The organism is Microbacterium sp. (assembly GCF_047606685.1).
Lineage (GTDB): Bacteria > Actinomycetota > Actinomycetes > Actinomycetales > Microbacteriaceae > Microbacterium.
Window position 1 is genome coordinate 1 of the sequence record NZ_JASGEC010000066.1, and the last position, 15,169, is coordinate 15,169.

16 protein-coding genes are annotated in these 15,169 nt (G+C 70.2%); 11 read left to right on the plus strand and 5 right to left on the minus strand.

Annotation, left to right across the window (positions count from 1 at the left end; translation table 11 throughout):
• Together QM611_RS08285 and hpf are read left to right on the plus strand one after the other, a co-directional pair.
• A partial coding sequence (locus QM611_RS08285; protein WP_415079439.1) for a ComF family protein occupies positions 1–595 on the plus strand: 595 nt, incomplete at its 5' end.
• Between the two features lie 87 nt (positions 596–682).
• Entirely contained in the window at positions 683–1,345 is a 663-nt protein-coding gene (hpf, locus tag QM611_RS08290; protein WP_415079440.1) for a ribosome hibernation-promoting factor, HPF/YfiA family, read from the plus strand.
• Positions 1,346–1,417: 72 nt separating this feature from the next.
• Here the strand turns inward: hpf and QM611_RS08295 are convergent, their stop codons facing one another.
• The gene (locus QM611_RS08295) at positions 1,418–2,767 is read right to left on the minus strand and encodes a hypothetical protein (RefSeq protein WP_415079441.1); all 1,350 of its coding nucleotides are present in this window, start codon (positions 2,765–2,767) and stop codon (positions 1,418–1,420) included.
• 10 nt (positions 2,768–2,777) lie between these two features.
• A complete protein-coding gene (locus tag QM611_RS08300; protein WP_415079442.1) occupies positions 2,778–3,395 on the minus strand; it encodes a PadR family transcriptional regulator in 618 nt (205 codons plus the stop codon).
• Positions 3,396–3,606: 211 nt separating this feature from the next.
• On the opposite strand from QM611_RS08300, the gene secA reads away from it, so the two are divergent.
• A complete protein-coding gene (secA, locus tag QM611_RS08305; RefSeq protein WP_415079443.1) occupies positions 3,607–6,411 on the plus strand; it encodes a preprotein translocase subunit SecA in 2,805 nt (934 codons plus the stop codon).
• Positions 6,412–6,418: 7 nt separating this feature from the next.
• Here the strand turns inward: secA and QM611_RS08310 are convergent, their stop codons facing one another.
• Complete coding sequence (locus QM611_RS08310; protein WP_415079444.1) at positions 6,419–6,877, minus strand: Lrp/AsnC family transcriptional regulator; 459 nt, start codon at positions 6,875–6,877, stop codon at positions 6,419–6,421.
• 204 nt (positions 6,878–7,081) lie between these two features.
• On the opposite strand from QM611_RS08310, the gene QM611_RS08315 reads away from it, so the two are divergent.
• From QM611_RS08315 to QM611_RS08340, 6 genes are all read left to right on the plus strand, one after another.
• Complete coding sequence (locus tag QM611_RS08315) at positions 7,082–8,320, plus strand: ABC transporter substrate-binding protein (protein ID WP_415079445.1); 1,239 nt, start codon at positions 7,082–7,084, stop codon at positions 8,318–8,320.
• A 1-nt stretch (position 8,321) separates the two neighbouring features.
• Positions 8,322–9,500 (plus strand): ABC transporter ATP-binding protein, encoded by a 1,179-nt coding sequence (locus QM611_RS08320; protein ID WP_415079446.1) that lies wholly within the window; start codon positions 8,322–8,324, stop codon positions 9,498–9,500.
• 2 nt (positions 9,501–9,502) lie between these two features.
• Positions 9,503–10,423: an ABC transporter permease gene (locus QM611_RS08325; protein ID WP_415079447.1), complete on the plus strand. Its 921-nt coding sequence runs from the start codon at positions 9,503–9,505 to the stop codon at positions 10,421–10,423.
• Positions 10,420–11,262 carry an ABC transporter permease gene (locus QM611_RS08330; RefSeq protein ID WP_415079448.1) on the plus strand — a complete coding sequence of 281 codons (843 nt, stop codon included), beginning with the start codon at positions 10,420–10,422 and terminating at the stop codon, positions 11,260–11,262. The genes QM611_RS08325 and QM611_RS08330 overlap by 4 nt, the downstream gene beginning before the upstream one ends.
• Before the next feature lie 351 nt (positions 11,263–11,613).
• The gene (locus QM611_RS08335; RefSeq protein WP_415079449.1) at positions 11,614–11,946 is read left to right on the plus strand and encodes a helix-turn-helix domain-containing protein; all 333 of its coding nucleotides are present in this window, start codon (positions 11,614–11,616) and stop codon (positions 11,944–11,946) included.
• A gap of 4 nt (positions 11,947–11,950) precedes the next feature.
• Positions 11,951–13,177: a pyridoxal phosphate-dependent aminotransferase gene (locus QM611_RS08340; protein WP_415079450.1), complete on the plus strand. Its 1,227-nt coding sequence runs from the start codon at positions 11,951–11,953 to the stop codon at positions 13,175–13,177.
• On the opposite strand, the gene QM611_RS08345 is transcribed toward QM611_RS08340, so the two are convergent.
• Positions 13,178–13,609 carry an Rv3235 family protein gene (locus QM611_RS08345; protein ID WP_415079451.1) on the minus strand — a complete coding sequence of 144 codons (432 nt, stop codon included), beginning with the start codon at positions 13,607–13,609 and terminating at the stop codon, positions 13,178–13,180.
• 163 nt (positions 13,610–13,772) lie between these two features.
• Here QM611_RS08345 and QM611_RS08350 point away from each other — a divergent pair, with 163 nt between their 5' ends.
• A complete protein-coding gene (locus tag QM611_RS08350) occupies positions 13,773–14,390 on the plus strand; it encodes a hypothetical protein (protein WP_415079452.1) in 618 nt (205 codons plus the stop codon).
• A gap of 4 nt (positions 14,391–14,394) precedes the next feature.
• On the opposite strand, the gene QM611_RS08355 is transcribed toward QM611_RS08350, so the two are convergent.
• Entirely contained in the window at positions 14,395–14,676 is a 282-nt protein-coding gene (locus tag QM611_RS08355; RefSeq protein ID WP_415079453.1) for a helix-turn-helix domain-containing protein, read from the minus strand.
• Positions 14,677–14,773: 97 nt separating this feature from the next.
• On the opposite strand from QM611_RS08355, the gene QM611_RS08360 reads away from it, so the two are divergent.
• Positions 14,774–15,169: SAF domain-containing protein (locus tag QM611_RS08360; protein ID WP_415079454.1), on the plus strand; the 396-nt coding region annotated here is incomplete at its 3' end.

Sequence of the window (15,169 nt, forward strand, 5' to 3'; positions counted from 1 at the left end):
CTGCGCGGGCTGCGCCGCGCCCGGCCGGCCGCTGTGCGCCGCGTGCCGTGCCGCGCTCGTGCCGCGGCCTCGGCGTCGCGAGCTCGACGGTCTGACGGTGTGGAGCGGACTGGACTACCGCGACGTCGCCGCCGGCGCGTTGCGGGCGCTGAAAGAGCAGGGCCGCACCGGGCTCGCGCGCGAGCTCGCGCCCGCTCTGCACGCGTCGTTGCGCGCCGTCGCGGCCGGGGAGTCGGGCCTGGTCGTCGTGCCCGTTCCGACCTCGCGCGCGGCGATGCGGCGGCGCGGATACCGCGTGGTCGACCTGCTGGTGCGCCGCACAGGGCTTCGGCCCGCGACCCTGCTGGCGCCGGCGCGGCGGACCGCCGACCAGCGCGCCCTCGGCCGCGAGGAGCGCGCGTCGAACGCCGCTGGAAGCCTCGTTGCCCGCCGCGCGACGGGACTTCGGGTGGTGATCGCCGACGACGTCGTCACCTCCGGGGCGACCCTGCGCGAGGCCGCGCGAGCCCTCTCCGCGGCGGGAGCGCACGTGGTCGGCGCGGCCACGGTGGCGGCGACGCCGCTGCGGGCCACGCCACGCCGAAATGGCGCGTGACAGTTCGCGGGCGCCCGACTACGGTGGGAGCACAAGGCGAACGATGGTCCGCCCTTGACCGGGAGGACCGGAACAAGGAGGGCATGGATGGATACCCACATCATCGGCGTCGGAGTTGGGATCTCGGACCGGTTCCGGTCCGTCGCCGAGGAGAAGGCGGTCCGCATCGAGCATCTCGCTCCCCGGGCCCAACGCCTCGACGTCAAGGTCACGCACCGCGCGTACCACAACGGCCGCGTCGAAGACGAGACCGTCGAGCTCACGGTCGTCGGCAAGGGCCCCGTCGTGCGGGCCGAGGCATCCGATCCCGACAAATTCGCCGCGCTGGATGTCGCGGTCGACAAGCTCGCCGAGCAACTGCGTCGCGCGAAGGGCAAGCGCGTCGACGCGCGCAACCACCCGCGCCGCGTCCACTTCGACAAGGGCGGCGGCGCGATCGCGGGCCTGGACGTGCAGCCCGCTTCGGTCGACACCATTCGGCGCGTGGCGACCGGTGAGATCCCCGTCGTCGACAGCGACGAGGCCGAAGAGGCATACACGCCGGTCGTCATCCGCACGAAGCAGTTCGAGCCGGAGTGGATGACGGTTGAGGATGCCGTGGACCGCATGGAGCTGGTCGGGCACGACTTCTTCCTGTTCATCGACGCGCGCACGGACCACCCCAGCGTGGTCTACCGGCGTCGCGGGTGGGACTACGGCGTCATCTCGCTGACGGCATCCGCGCCGCCGGACGAGGAGCTCGCCTCCTGACACCGGCGGCCGTGCCCGGCAGGCTCAGACTTCGACGAGCTCAGACTTCGACGAGCTCAGACTTCGACGAGCTCAGTCAAAGATGCCGTCCAGGATGCTGCCGATCACGAAGCCGCCGAGAATGCCGCCCATGAGGTCGCCCGCGCCGTCGCGGTCGCCGCGGCCCGCGTCGCCCCAGCGACCGGGGCCACCGGAGGGGCGGGACTGGTCGATGTCGCGCTGAGCGAGGCTGAGGGCCTCGCTCGCGAGTGAGGCGACGCGCCGGGCGAGGCCGAGCGCCTCCTCGCGCTGGTCCTCGGCGACCGCTCTGACGCCGGTGGCCGCCGCGACGCCCACCAGCCGCTCGAGGTCGGCGCGGATGCGCTCGGCCTCGGCAAGGCGCGTGCGCGCGTCGGCGCCGATCCAGCCGCGGTGCCCCGCGATCACGTCGCGGGCGACGGCGAGCTGCCGGTCGGCGTCGTCGATGCCGTGCCGCACCTGTTCGGGGCTCGGGATGGGGCGCGCCGCGCGCTCGCGGGCGGCGGCGATCGCGGCATCCAGCCCCGCGTTCGCTTCGCGCAGCCGTGTGAGCTCGGCGAACGGGTCGGTCTTGGACCCGCTGGGGGGAAGGGATGCCAGTGCCTCCTGCAGCGCGCTGACGGCCGCGCCGACGGTGGGCGACGGCGGCGCGTCGCGGGCGGCCACGAGGTCGCCGCGGGAGTCCTCCACGACCGCGGCGAGCGTCGACTCCGCGCGCAGCGCCTCGATCTCGAACGTCTCGACCGCGTCGATGAGGGTCGCCGCGCGCCGCGCCGACTCGGTCGCGGCCTCCAGCGCCAGATTCGCCTGCTCGCGCTGTCCTGCGTCGCGTCGGCGCTCGGAGATGTCGGCGCTGTGCTCGGCGAATCCGATCAGCTGCTCCGCCTCGCCGGGGTTGGCCGTGATCTGGTGGAGAGCCTGCGCGGTGTAGCGGGCCGCCAGCCGCTCGAGGGTGTCGCGCGCGGCGGGCAGGCGCTCGCGCAGGCGCGCGGCATCCCTTCTGATCCCCGCGATGATCTCCGGCGCCCTCCGCGCCGTGTGGATCGGCCCCTCCAGTGCCGCGGTGCGGTCGTCGAGGAGGCTCTCGGCCCACTCGCACAGCTGCGCGATGCGCGCGTTGCGGCTGCGCAGCTCTTCGGGGGTGTCCGGGATCTCGTCGTGGTTGAGCTGGTGCAGCTGGAACGCCTCGCCGAGGTGCGTGCGCACGGCGGCGAGCGCGTCGCGCAGGTCTTTCGTCGGGCCCGTGCCGAGCTCCGCTTCGGCGAAGGCGAGCTCGTCCGCGGTGACGCGCACGCGCTCGTCGGCGGCCACCAGCGCCGCGCGGGCGCGCTGGGCGAGATCCGCGTCCTGGGCATCGAGAGCCGCTTGCTCGTCGCGTTTGCGCCTGCCCCACAGTCCAGCCATGGGATCGATCCTAGATCGGCGCGCGCGGAGCCGGGGCCGCGTCGGTGCGGGACGGGCGCCCGCGCTGGGGGCGCTCGGTCGACAGCTCGAGCGCCATCGCGTGCTCCGGGCGCGCCGCCAGCCGCTGCTCGGTGTGGTCGAGCCAGCGCGCCTCCGCCTCCGCCTGGAAGATCATCGAGTCCACCACGAGCGACCACGCGAGCTCTTCCGGGCCGTCGGCGCCCGCCCCCGTGTACGTGGCGCGGTTGAGCTCCTGCACCTGGGCCAGCGACGCGCGCCGCTGCGTCTGGATCACGCTCGCGACATCCACTCCGGGCAGAGTCGCTGCCACCGCGAGCTTGATGGCCAGCTCGTCGCGCGTGCCCCGCCCGCGGTCGACGGGCGAGGACAGCCAAGCCCGCACGTCAGCGCGCCCGGCGTCGGTGATCGCGTAGTAGACGTGGCCGGCGTCGTCGGTGTCGCCCTTCTCGACGAGGCCGTCGCGCTCGAGGCGCTCGAGCGTGTTGTAGATCTGCCCGACGTTGAGGGGCCACGTCGACCCGGTGCGGCGGTCGAACTCCGCGCGCAGCTGGTAGCCGTAGCACGGCCCCTGGTCGAGGATGGCCAGCAGGCTCTGCCGCACCGACATCGCGGCTCCTTCGATGCATTCCGAGTATGTAGTTTTTGAGTATATGCATACGCGGCAAGCATCCCCACGCTCTTGTCCTCCCGCGTGTCGCTCCTCAGCGCACACGCAGGTCACGAACGGATAACATGGGACGGTATGCCCGCGGGGCGCGCAACGGCGTGCGCGCGGGAGGCGGATCGACCGCCACTAGCCCGAAAGATGGAGATCGTCCGTGGCAAACCCGATCGAGAAACTGCTCCGCGCCGGCGAGGGACGCGTCCGCCGCCAGTTGCTGCAGGTCGTGAAGGCCGTGAACGCCCTCGAAGAGGACTACGCCCAGCTCACCGACGACGAGCTGCGCGGCGAGACGGCCGAGCTGCGCTCGCGGCACGAAGCCGGCGAGACCCTTGACAAGCTGCTGCCCGAGGCCTTCGCCGCCGTGCGCGAAGCGGCCAAGCGCACGATCGGCCAGCGGCCCTACGACGTCCAGCTGATGGGCGGGGCGGCTCTGCACCTCGGCAACATCGCCGAGATGAAGACCGGTGAGGGCAAGACGCTCGTGGCGACCCTGCCGGCCTACCTCAACGCGATCGCCGGCAAGGGCGTGCACGTCGTCACGGTCAACGACTACCTCGCCAGCTACCAGTCCGAGCTCATGGGCCGCATCTACCGCGCGCTCGGCATGACCACCGGCACGATCATCTCCGGTCAGACGCCCGAGGTGCGCCGCGAGCAGTACAACGCCGACATCACGTACGGCACGAACAACGAGTTCGGCTTCGACTACCTGCGCGACAACATGGCGTGGCGCAAGGAGGACCTCGTCCAACGCGGCCACTTCTACGCGATCGTCGACGAGGTCGACTCGATCCTGATCGACGAGGCGCGCACGCCGCTGATCATCTCCGGCCCCTCGTCGGGCGAGGCCAACCGCTGGTTCGTCGAGTTCGCGAAGATCGCCCGCACGCTCGAGCCCGGCATCGACTACGAGGTCGACGAGAAGAAGCGCACGATCGGCGTGCTCGAGCCCGGCATCGAGAAGGTCGAGGACTACCTCGGCATCGACAACCTGTACGAGTCGGCGAACACGCCGCTGATCTCGTTCCTGAACAACTCGATCAAGGCGCTGGCGCTGTTCAAGCGCGACACCGACTACGTCGTCATGAACGACGAGGTCATGATCGTCGACGAGCACACCGGGCGCATCCTCGTCGGCCGTCGCTACAACGAGGGCATCCACCAGGCCATCGAGGCCAAGGAGAGCGTGCCGGTCAAGGCCGAGAACCAGACATTGGCGACCGTCACGCTGCAGAACTACTTCCGCCTCTACGAGAAGCTCGCCGGCATGACCGGAACAGCCGAGACCGAGGCCGCCGAGTTCATGTCGACCTACAAGCTCGGTGTCGTGCCGATCCCGACCAACAAGCCGATGATCCGCAAGGACCAGTCCGACCTCGTCTACAAGAACGAGGAGGCCAAGTTCGCGCAGGTCGTGGAGGACATCGTCGAGCGGCACAAGAGCGGCCAACCGGTGCTGGTGGGCACGGTCAGCGTCGAAAAGAGCGAGTACCTCTCGCGACTGCTGTCGAAGAAGGGCGTCAAGCACGAGGTGCTGAACGCGAAGAACCACGCGCGCGAGGCCGAGATCGTCGCCCGCGCCGGGCGGCTGGGCGCCGTCACGGTCGCCACGAACATGGCCGGCCGCGGCACCGACATCATGCTCGGCGGCAACGCTGAGTTCCTCGCCGTGCAGGAGATGAAGGCGAAGGGCCTCGACCCGGTGGAGACTCCCGACGAGTACGAGGCCGAGTGGGATGCCGTGTACGAAGCGATGCGCGAGAAGGTCTCCGCGGAGGGCGAGAAGGTCGTCGCCGCGGGCGGGCTGTACGTGTTGGGCACCGAACGGCACGAGTCGCGCCGCATCGACAACCAGCTGCGCGGACGGTCCGGCCGCCAGGGCGACCCGGGCGAGAGCCGCTTCTACCTGTCGCTGACCGACGACCTGATGCGCCTGTTCCAGTCCGGCGCGGCCGAGGCGATCCTTGCCCGCACGAACTTCCCGGACGACGTGGCGATCGAGTCGAAGATGGTCTCGCGCGCGATCAAGAGCGCGCAGAGCCAGGTCGAGGCGCGCAACGCCGAGATCCGCAAGAACGTGCTGAAGTACGACGACGTGCTCAACCGGCAGCGCGAGGCGATCTACTCCGACCGCCGCCACATCCTGCAGGGCGACGACATCGCCGACCGGGTGCAGCACTTCTTGGAAGACGCCGTCAACGCGATCATCGACGACCACACCGGCACCGGCCACATCGAGAGCTGGGACTTCGACGCGCTGTGGACCGAGCTGAAGACCCTCTACCCGGTGAGCGTGACGATCGACGAGGTCGTCGCCGAGGCGGGCGCCAAGGGCCGCATCACCACCGAGGTGCTCAAGCGCGAGTTGTACTCCGACGCGCAGATCGCGTACGAGAAGCGCGAGGAGTCGCTCGGGGCGCCGGCGACGCGCGAACTCGAGCGCCGCGTGGTGCTGCAGGTGCTCGACCGCCGCTGGCGCGACCACCTCTACGAGATGGACTACCTCAAGGACGGCATCGGCCTGCGCGCGATGGCCCAGCGCGATCCGCTCATCGAGTACCAGCGCGAGGGCTACCAGATGTACCAGTCGATGATGGGGCAGATCAAGGAGGAGACCGTCGGCTACCTCTTCAACCTCGAAGTCGAGGTGCGCCCCGCCGGCGACGACGAGCACGCCGAGGTCGAGGCGAAGGGCCTCACGGCGGCGCCGGCGCCGCAGGGTCTGGAGTACTCCGCGCCGAGCGACAGCGGCGACGTCGAGGTGCGCAACGACCGCGGCCAAGTGCAGCAGGCGGCCACCAACCGCCTGCGCCAGGCGGCCGCCGCGGCGGCCGAGCCGGAGGCGGAGGAGGGGCCGCGCGGCGCCTTCGGACAGCGCGTGGGCGGCGGCCAGCCTGCGGCATCCGGCCCGGCGCCACAGAACCGCGCCGACCGCCGCGCCGCGGCCAAGAAGAAGTGACGGCCCGCTACCGCGTGCCCCAGTCGTAGGACTGCTTGCGCAGCTCGAGGTAGACGAACGTCTCGCTCGCGACGACGCCCTCGATCGCGCGCACGCGGTGGTTGAGCAAGTCGATGAGGTCGGCATCCGATTCGCAGACGACCTCGATCAGGATGTCGAAACTGCCCGCCGTGATCACGACGTAGTCGATCAGCGGGTCTTTCTCGAGCTCTTCGGCGACCGCGCGCGTGTCTCCGGCGACGCGCAGCCCGACCATCGCCTGGCGATGGAAGCCGAGCTGCACGGGGTCGGTGACGGCGACGATCTGCACGACGCCGGCCTCCGTGAGCCGTTGCACACGTTGGCGCACCGCCGCCTCGCTGAGGCCCACCGCCTTGCCGATCTCGGCGTAGCTGCGCCGGCCGTTGACCTGCAGCTGCTCGATGATCCGCTTGGAGGCGGCATCGGGTTGGCCCTGGCGTGACATGGATCAGATCATGGCATCGAACGCCGCGTGCCGCCAGCGCGCGGATGCGGAATCGTCGGCGCCGGACACAGATTGACAACGATTCGTGTGAATTCCTTGTTTCAACCCGCGGAATCCGTCGTGCCGAAGGCGGTTCCCGTGCAATCATCTGTTACCCGGACTTGCCGTGGGCGCCGGGCCCGCGGCGCGACAAGAGGAGCCTCCATGCCTCGTGGACCCCTGCCAGAAGACCCGGCGCTGCGCGCCCTCATCCTCCAGGCGCGCCGCGCGCAACTCACGCGCCGCGGCTTCATGACGGCCGGATCGCTGTCGTTCGCGGCCTTCCTCGCCGCGTGCTCGGGCCGTGTGGGCGGCAGCGAGTCGGGCGCGCCCGCGGCATCCATCACTCCCGCGGCCGACCAGTCCGACACCGTCAAGTCGTTGGTGTGGGCGAACTGGGCGCTGTATCTCGACGAAGACGACAACGGCAACCACCCGACCCTCGACGCGTTCATCAAGAAGACGGGGATCGAGGTCAAGTACGACGTCGCGATCGAGGACAACAGCACCTACCTCGCGAAGGTGCGCGACCAGCTCACGCTCGGGCAGAGCATCGGCGCCGACCTCGCGTGCCTGACCGACTGGATGACGACGATCTGGATCGAATCGGGCTTCACGCAGGAGTTCGACAAGTCGGCGATGCCCAACTCGACGGCGAACCTCACGCCGAGCCTGCAAAACCCCGACTTCGACAAGGGCCGCACGCGCACGATGCCGTGGCAGTCGGGCTTTGCCGGCCTGGCCTGGAACAAGGACAAGGTGCCGAACGGGCTCAAGAGCGTCGCGGACCTGTGGAACCCCGAGCTGAAGGGCCGCGTGGGCGTGCTCAGCGAGCTGCGCGACACGATCGGGATCATCATGCTCAGCCAGGGGGTGGACATCTCCAGCGACGGGTGGGGAGACACCGAGTACTCCAACGCGATCGCCGAGTTCGAGAAGCAGGTCAAGGACGGCCAGATCCGCAACATCAAGGGCAACTCGTACGCCGACGACCTCAAGAACGAGGACACGCTCGCCGCGATCGTGTGGTCAGGCGACATCACGGCGATCAACGCCGAGGTCGGCGACAAGTTCGAGTTCGCCTTGCCCGACTCGGGCGGCACGCTGTGGAGCGACAACTTCGTGATCCCGATCGGGTCGTCGCAGAAGTCGAACGCGCAGCAGCTCATCGACTACTACTACGAGCCGGAGGTCGCCGCGGAAGTGGCGGCGTGGGTGAACTACATCACGCCCGTCGTGGGCGCGCGCGAGGCGATGGAGAAGATCGACCCCGACCAGGTCGACAACCAGCTCATCTTCCCGAACGACGAGACGCTCTCGCAGGCGCACATGTTCCGGTCGCTGACCAGCGCGGAGCAGCAGAAGTACAGCGCGCAGTTCGAGGCCGTGGGGCTCGGTGCCTGAGATGGCCGGGTTCGGGGAGTCCGGAGCCGACCTCCAGCTTGAGGGAATCCGCAAGACCTTTCCCGGGTTCACTGCGATCGAAGACCTCGATCTGCTGATCCCGGCGGGCTCGTTCTTCGCGCTGCTCGGCCCGTCCGGATGCGGCAAGACCACCACGCTGCGCCTCGTCGCCGGCCTCGAGGAGCCCACGCAGGGCCGCATCCTCATCGGCGGCAAGGACGTCACCGCCGTCAAGCCCCACCGGCGCCCGGTCAACACGGTGTTCCAGAGCTACGCGCTGTTTCCGCACATGTCGGTGCTCGACAACGTCGCGTTCGGCCTGAAGCGCCGCAAAGTCGCCGACGCCGTCGCCCGCGCGCACGAGGCGCTGCGGCTGGTCGAGCTCGACCACCTCTCGTCGCGGCGGCCGAGCCAGCTCTCCGGCGGCCAGCAGCAGCGCGTCGCGCTGGCGCGCGCGGTCGTCAACCGCCCCGCCCTGCTGCTGCTGGACGAGCCGCTCGGAGCCCTCGATCTCAAGCTGCGCCGCCAGATGCAGCTGGAGCTCAAGTCGATCCAGAGCGAGGTCGGGCTAACGTTCCTGCACGTCACGCACGACCAGGAGGAGGCGATGACGATGGCCGACACGGTCGCGGTGATGAACCGCGGCCGCATCGAGCAGCTTGGCAGCCCGCAAGAGCTCTACGAGCTGCCGCGCACGGGCTTTGTCGCCGCCTTCCTCGGCCAGTCCAACCTCATTCCCGCCACGGTGGAGTCGAACGCTGGCGGGCTGCTGACCGCGCGCACCGGAGCCGGCGTCGTTGCCGTCCCGGCCGCGCGCGCGGTGACCACGAGCGGCAGCATCACCGTCGGGGTGCGGCCCGAGAAGCTCACGCTCGCCGCGGCCGAGCCCGCGCGCGACACGACGCTCAACGTGCTCGGCCCCGGCCGCATCGTGGACGTGTCGTTCACCGGCGCCAGCACACAGTACGTCGTCTCGGTTCCCGGCGCCGGCGAGATCGTCGTGTTCGAGCAGAACATGGTCTTCGGCGCGGTGTTCAGCGCGGGCGCCGAAGTGTGGGTCTCGTGGAGCGTCGACCACGGCTTCGGCCTCGACGCCGAGGCGCGCGCCGACGCGGCGTCGGCGGACGAGAGCCTCGACGAGGCGCCGGACGACGTCGGCTCCGACGGAGAGGCGGCGTAGCGATGGCGATCGCCGCGCTCGCGCCCGCGGGGCAGAAGGCGCCCGCCGGCGCCAGCCCGGCGCGCAGGGGCGGATGGGTCGCCGCCATCCTGCTCCTGCCCGGCCTGCTCTACCTCGCACTGTTCTTCCTCGTTCCGTTCGTGTCGCTGCTGATCACGTCGTTCGGCGTCAACGACCCGGCCGAGTACGGCGCGTTCTATTACGGGTTCCAGTGGCAGAACTACGTGGACGTGATCGCCGAGTACTGGCCGCAGTTTGTGCGCTCGTTCTGGTTCGCGCTGCTCGCGACGGTGTTCGCGATCGTCATCAGCTACCCGATTGCGTACTTCATCGGCGTGCGCATCCGCGAGCGGAAGATGCTGCGCAACCTGCTGCTCGTGCTCGTCATCGCGCCGTTTTTCATCTCGTTCCTGCTGCGCACGCTGGCGTGGAAGCAGATCCTCTCCGACGAGGGGCCCGTGGTCGGAGCACTGCAGTTCCTGGGCATGATGGGGCCGCAAGACCACATCACCGGCACCGGCTTCGCGGTCGTGTTCGGCCTCACGTACAACTTCATCCCGTTCATGACGCTGCCGCTGTTCACCTCGCTCGACCGGCTCGACAAGCGGCTCATCGAAGCGGGCGGCGACCTGTACGCGAGCCCGGTGACCACGTTCCTGAAGGTGACCTTCCCGCTGTCGCTGCCGGGCGTCGTCTCGGGGACGCTGCTCACCTTCATCCCGGCGTCGGGCGACTACGTCAACGCGAGCCAGTCGTTCCTCGGCGGACCGTCGACGACGATGATCGGAAACGTCATCCAGTCGAAGTTCCTGATCACGGTCAACTATCCGCAAGCGGCCGCGCTGTCGATCCTGCTGATGGCGGTGATCCTCGTGATCGTGGCGGTCTATGTGCGCCGTTCGGGGACGGAGGACCTGCTGTGAGCGCCCCGCAGACCGTGCCGCTGAGCGTGCGCGCGCCGGGCCGCCGCGCCGGCCTCGGCACGTGGCTGCTGCCCGCCTACGTGACGATCGCGTTCACGCTGCTGCTCATCCCGATCGCGTACACATTCGTGTTCTCGTTCAACGACGCGAATCGGTCCAACATCTCGTGGAACGGGTTCACGTTCGACAACTGGCTCAACGTGTGCGTGCAGGCGGACGTGTGCACCGCATTCGGCAACAGCCTCGTTGTGGGCGGTGTCTCGACTCTGTTCGCCACGACGCTGGGCACCGCGATTGCGATCGGACTCGTGCGCTACCGCTTCCGCGGGCGCACCGCCGTGAGCCTGCTGCTGTTCATGCCGATGGCGACCCCCGAGGTGGTGATGGGCGCCGGGCTCGCCGCCCAGTTCCTTACGGCGGGCGTCAACAAGGGCCTGGGCACGGTGATTTTGGCGCACACGATGTTCTGCTTGAGCTTCGTTGTCGTGACGGTGCGGGCGCGGGTGCTCTCGCTCGACCCCGCGCTGGAGGAGGCGGGCCGCGACCTGTACGCCTCGCCGCGGGAGGTGTTCTGGCGCATCACGTTCCCGCTGCTGCTGCCGGGCATCGTCGCGGCCGCGCTGCTGTCGTTCAGCCTGAGCTTCGACGACTTCATCATCACGTACTTCACGTCGGGCAATGCTCAGACGTTCCCGGTGTACATCTACGTCGCGGCGCAGCGCGGCATCCCGCCGCAGGCGAACGTGATCGCCTCGGCGGTGTTCCTCATCGCGATCGCCGCGACGCTCATCTTCCAGGTGCTCTCGGCGCGGCGTGCGAAGCGCCTGGACCTGCGCTGAGCCGCCGCCCCGCGCGCTGTCGCGCGCGCTCTCGGCGCAAGCCCCGCGAACGCCGTCAAGGCCCCGCGAACCCTCACGCTCTGATCTCGCCCGCGATCAGAGCGTGAGGGGCTGGCGGGCGCGACTTCTGATCTCGACGGAGATCAGAAGTCGAAGGGCTCGAGCGCTCACGCTTTGATCACCGGCGGGATCAGAGCGTGAGGGGGTGGGGGTGAGGGGCGAGGGCCGCGGAACTACGGGCTGATTTCGGCGGGCAGTCGGGGGAGCGCGGCCGACTTCGGAGTGCAGATGGCGGCAGCGTGGGCCGAGAGCGCGCGCGACGGTGTCGGAGGCGGATGGCAGGATCTCGCCATGGAAGCCCATGACCTCTCCGGCCTCGTCCGCCGCGTGCGACGCCTCGCCGACCTCAGCCAGCGCGACCTCGCCGAACGGGTCGGCGTCGCCCAATCGCACATCTCCCTGGACGTCTACGCCGCACCCGAGCGGATCACCTACCGCATGATCCTGCGCGGGGGAGACCTCTTCCCCGACGCGTGGTTCCACCGCAGGCCAGACCGCGACCGCATCCGCCAAGAGCGGGGCCGCTCCTGCGCTGACGAGCAGCCGACCGTGAGCTCGCGGGCGCACGCTCGCTCGAAAGGCCACCGGGCGAGGCGGAGGACCGGGGCAGTGACGGTAGTCTGAGCCGATGAGCACTCTGCGCCCGCTCGACCAGTCGTCGAAGCTGAAGGACGTCCTCTACGAGATTCGCGGGCAGGTGCTCGTGGAGGCCGACCGGCTCGAGGCGGAGGGGCACACGATCCTCAAACTCAACACCGGAAACCCTGCCATCTTCGGGTTCGAGGCGCCGTTCCAGATTGTGCGCGACATGATCGCGGCCATCCCGACCGCGCACGGCTACAGCGACAGCAAGGGTATCATGGCGGCGCGCCAGGCGGTCGTCTACCGCTACGAGGAAGTGCCCGGCTTCCCCCCGTTCGGGCCCGAGGACGTGTTTCTCGGCAACGGGGTCTCCGAGCTCATCACGATGACGACGCAGGCCCTGCTCGACGAGGGCGACGAGGTGCTCCTGCCCGCGCCGGACTATCCGCTGTGGACGGCGATGGTGAGCCTGTCCGACGGCACGCCGGTGCACTACCGCTGCGACGAGGACAACGGATGGCAGCCCGACCTCGACGACATCCGCGCCAAGGTCACGCCGCGCACGAAGGCGATCGTCGTGATCAACCCGAACAACCCGACCGGCGCGGTGTACACCCGCGAGGTGCTGGAGGGCATCGCCGACATCGCCCGGGAGCACTCGCTGCTGCTGCTGTCCGACGAGATCTACGACCGCATCCTGTTCGACGGCGCCGAGCACACCTCCTTGGCGACGATCGCGCCCGACCTGCTGTGCCTGACCTTCAACGGCCTGTCGAAGACCTACCGTGTCGCCGGCTACCGCTCCGGCTGGCTCGTGATCACCGGGCCGAAGCATCACGCGAAGGGGTTCCTCGAGGGCATCCAACTGCTCGCCTCGACCCGGCTGTGCCCCAACGTCCCGGCGCAGCACGCCGTGCAGGCCGCCCTGTCGGGCGTGCAGTCGATCGACGCGCTCGTCGCGCCGTTGGGCCGCCTGCACGAGCAGCGGGATGCCGCGTGGCAGACGCTGGAGTCGATACCGGGCGTGTCGTGTGTCAAGCCGACCGGCGCGCTCTACGCTTTCCCCCGACTCGACCCCGAGGTGCACGAGATCCGCGACGACGCCAAGCTCGTCTACGACTTCCTCGTCGCCGAGCACGTGCTGCTCGTGCAGGGCACGGGCTTCAACTGGCCCGACCCCGACCACTTGCGCGTCGTCACGCTGCCCGAGGCGCGGGTGCTCACCGAGGCGATCGAACGGCTCGGCAACTTCCTGGCGTCGTACCGGCAGTAGTCACAGCAGCGCGAGCGACGTGCAGCGCCAGCGGCCGTCGATGCCCTCGAGCCGCAGGGCGACGGCGCGCGTGCGCGCCGGCCCCGACACGATCACGACCCCCTCGACGGCGCCGTCCGCCGGCGAGGTGTGCCGCACCGACGCGATCGTGTGCACGGGCCGGGTGGCGGGGATGCCGCGCGCGCTGCGCGCCCGCACCGCCAGGTTGGCGCGGATCATCAGGCGACGGTGCGTGTCTTCGGTGAGCCAGCGGGCCAGCTGCTCCGGGTCCCGCACGCCGGCGAGCACTTCCAGCACGCCGCGCGTGAGATTGCGCAGGAACGGCTCGGGGTCGGGCAGCGCCGTCGTCGGCGTCGGCTGCGGTTCGAAGAACTCCTGCACGTCGACCGTGCGGCGGAGCGGGACGCGGCGGGCGCTGCCGGGTGAGGGCATCGGAGGGACCTCTTCTCAAGATCGATCCGGGGGAAATCGACGAGTGCGAGCGGTATGAGGTTGTGCCACAGAGTAGACCACACTTGCAACCCGCCCACCGTGAGAGTTCTCTCACTGTGGATAACTTCGGCGCGCCCCGCAGTCGAGCCTTTACGCTCGGCGGGTGCGCTGGGACCGGTTTTTCGAGGACCTCGAGGATCAGCTCGACTCCGAGTGGGAGGCCGAGCGGGCCGCGCTCGACTCGGAGGCGGAGCGGCTGCGGCTGTCGCGCGTGACGCTGCGCGAGCGGCTGCGCGCGTTGGCGGCTCCCGCAGGAGAAGGCGACCCCGTGCTCGACCTCGTCGACGACACGACCGCCTCCGGCCGGCTTGCCGCCGTGGGGGCGGACTGGGTCGGGATGCAGCCGCCGGGCCCGCAGACCGGTGTCGTCGTGGTGCCGCTCGCCGCGATCCGCGCCGTGGCCCTGGCGCACGCCGACCTGCTCCGCAGCGCACGGCCCGTCCGCTCCCGTCGCGCCGACCGCCGCGGGCTCACTGACCGGATGAGCCTCGGCTTCGTGCTCCGCGACGCGGCCCGTCGTCGCATCCCCGTGACCGCACGGCTGCTCGGCGGGCGGACGCTGGCCGGAACGGTCGACCGCGCCGGAGCTGACCACCTCGACCTCGCGCTGCACGAGCACGGATCGGCGCGCCGCGCGAGCGAGGTCGTCGGATTCCGCATGGTGCCGTTCGCGGCCCTCGCGAGCGTGCGGCTGGAGGGGCGCAGCGACGTCGTCGGGTGAGCAGTCAGTCGCCGTGGCGCACCGCGCCGCTGCCCCACAGCTCGGGGAAGCTCGCCGCGTTCGACTGCTCCCACAGCGCGTGCCGGCGCGTGAGCTCGGTCTGCTCTTCGAGGTAGTCGGCGATGCTCGCCTCCTCGATGCGCCACCGCGCGGGCGTGCCGGCCTTGACCCCGCGCAGCCGCCGCTCCAGCGCGAGCGCGACCACCTCGTCGACAGAGAGGTTGAGAAGCTCGGCGACCTGCGCGGGATCGAGGTAGCGCACGCCGGAGGAGGGGGACTCGGGCATGCCTCAATTATCCCCCGGCGGCGCCGGGTTCGGCCGCGCCACCCTGGCCTGTGGATAACCTGGCGCGCGATTCGAGCCTGTGAGCCACGATAGGGGCATGACGACTCCCGACCCGGCCCGCCCGCGCCCGCGCGCGTTCTGGGCCGATGCGCGCTTCCTCCTCGGGCTCGCGCTCATCGCCGCATCCGTGGCTGGCGTGTGGTTCCTCGTGACCGCGTCCCGGCAGACCGTCCCCGTGCTCGCCGCGACGCGCACGATCGTCCCCGGGGAGGCCGTCTCGGCGGCCGAGCTGCGGGAAGTGGATGTCGCGCTCGGCGCGAGCGAGACGGCCTACCTCGCGCCGGGCGCGCTGAGCGAGGGAGCGGTCGCGACGCGCACGATCCACGAGGGCGAGCTGGTGCCGCTCACCGCGATCGGCGAGGCGGATGCCGCGCGCACCACCACGGTGGTGGTGCGCAGCGCGACGGACGTGCCCGCGGCCGTCGCCGCGGGC

Coding starts and splice junctions, on each gene's coding strand:
- QM611_RS08310 (WP_415079444.1), bottom strand. CDS start 6,877: ATGTCACGCCAGGGCCAACCCGATGCCGCCTCCAAGCGGATCATCGAG.
- QM611_RS08355 (WP_415079453.1), bottom strand. CDS start 14,676: ATGCCCGAGTCCCCCTCCTCCGGCGTGCGCTACCTCGATCCCGCGCAG.
- QM611_RS08325 (WP_415079447.1), top strand. CDS start 9,503: ATGGCGATCGCCGCGCTCGCGCCCGCGGGGCAGAAGGCGCCCGCCGGC.
- QM611_RS08345 (WP_415079451.1), bottom strand. CDS start 13,609: ATGCCCTCACCCGGCAGCGCCCGCCGCGTCCCGCTCCGCCGCACGGTC.
- QM611_RS08315 (WP_415079445.1), top strand. CDS start 7,082: ATGCCTCGTGGACCCCTGCCAGAAGACCCGGCGCTGCGCGCCCTCATC.
- QM611_RS08300 (WP_415079442.1), bottom strand. CDS start 3,395: ATGTCGGTGCGGCAGAGCCTGCTGGCCATCCTCGACCAGGGGCCGTGC.
- hpf (WP_415079440.1), top strand. CDS start 683: ATGGATACCCACATCATCGGCGTCGGAGTTGGGATCTCGGACCGGTTC.
- QM611_RS08335 (WP_415079449.1), top strand. CDS start 11,614: ATGGAAGCCCATGACCTCTCCGGCCTCGTCCGCCGCGTGCGACGCCTC.
- QM611_RS08320 (WP_415079446.1), top strand. CDS start 8,322: ATGGCCGGGTTCGGGGAGTCCGGAGCCGACCTCCAGCTTGAGGGAATC.
- QM611_RS08295 (WP_415079441.1), bottom strand. CDS start 2,767: ATGGCTGGACTGTGGGGCAGGCGCAAACGCGACGAGCAAGCGGCTCTC.
- QM611_RS08340 (WP_415079450.1), top strand. CDS start 11,951: ATGAGCACTCTGCGCCCGCTCGACCAGTCGTCGAAGCTGAAGGACGTC.